Origin of the sequence: Melaminivora alkalimesophila (genome assembly GCF_000282995.1) — a bacterium.
Taxonomy (GTDB): Bacteria; Pseudomonadota; Gammaproteobacteria; order Burkholderiales; family Burkholderiaceae_C; genus Melaminivora; species Melaminivora alkalimesophila.
The window spans coordinates 1-1,224 of the sequence record NZ_ALEE01000128.1 but is presented as its reverse complement, the minus strand read 5'-3'; the positions used below and the strand labels follow the sequence as shown (position 1 = coordinate 1,224).

General features: G+C 74.0%; 2 protein-coding genes. Both read right to left on the bottom strand.

What is annotated here, in order from left to right:
- Window positions 1-776, bottom strand: a 776-nt coding sequence (locus A612_RS01870; RefSeq protein ID WP_019372918.1) for an AEC family transporter, incomplete at its 3' end; no start/stop codon positions are given.
- Window positions 777-834: 58 nt separating this feature from the next.
- A partial coding sequence (locus A612_RS01865) for a carboxyl transferase domain-containing protein (RefSeq protein ID WP_040435615.1) occupies window positions 835-1,224 on the bottom strand: 390 nt, incomplete at its 5' end.

Here is a 1,224-nt window from a genome sequence, read left to right as displayed (position 1 = left end):
GGCAGCGGCCAGCCCGCCAGCCGCGCCAGCTGGCAGCCCAGCCAGACCAGCAGCGGGTGCACCAACAGCTTGGCCAGCGCGACCGGCACGTAGTCGCGCGGCGCCACCGCTTCGGCGTGGTTCATCTGCGAGCGCGCCAGCACCGCCCCGATGGTGAACAGCGCCACCGGCGAGGCCGCCGCCGCGAGCATGGCGACGGTCTGCTCCAGCGGCCCCGGCAACTCGAACGAGGCCGCCGAGGCCAGCCCGCCCAGGGCGATCGACCAAGGCAGCGGATTGGCCAGCACCCCCGCCAGCGCCAGGCGCAGCGCACGCCCCGCGCTGCCCTCGCCCAGCGACAGGCGCGACAGCGCCACGCACAGCGAGGAAGTGACGATCATGTCCAGCGCCATGGTCGGGATCACCGTGCCGGCACTGGCCTCGCCCAGCAGCGCCACCAGCAGCGGCACGCCCATGAAGCCCGAATTGGGGAAGGCCGCCACCAGGGCGCCAAAGGCCGCATCGTTCCAGCCCCAGCGCGCGCGCGTGGCCGCCACCGTGCCCAGCACCATCAGCACGCCGCTGGCCAGGTACACGGCCGCCACGCGCGGATCGAGCAGCTGCGCCACCGGCGTCTGCGAGCCGAAGCGGTAGAGCATGCACGGCAGTGCGAAATACAGCACGAAGCTGTTGAGCCCGGCGATCGCCGACACCGGCAGCAGCCCGCGCCGGGTGGCGGCGTAACCCGCCAGGACCAGGGCAAAGAAGGGAAAGGTGGTGGCGAGGATGGACAGCACGGGGGGCGATTGTCTCAGCGCCGCGCAGCCGCGGCCCGGGCCGGGCCGGGCCGCAGGCTCACCAGGGGTCGATGCCCACGCCGCGCCGCGGCTGCACCCGGCTGCCCGCCAGCCCGCGCGCCAGCCAGCTGCGCGTCTCGGCCGGGTCGATCACGGCGTCGATCTCCAGCGTGCTCGCCATGTGCATCGCCTCGCCGTGCGCGTACTGGCGCGCCAGCAGCTGCTGGAACAGCGCATCGCGCTCCGCGCCCTCGGCCACCGCCTCCAGTTCCTTGCGAAAGCCCAGGCGCACCGCCCCCTCCAGCCCCATGGCGCCGAACTCACCGGTGGGCCAGGCGATGGTGAACACCGGCGCATGGAAGCCCCCGGCCGCCATGCCCATCGCCCCCAGGCCATAGCCCTTGCGCAGCACCACCGCGAAGAAGGGCACGCGCAGGTGGGCGGCCGC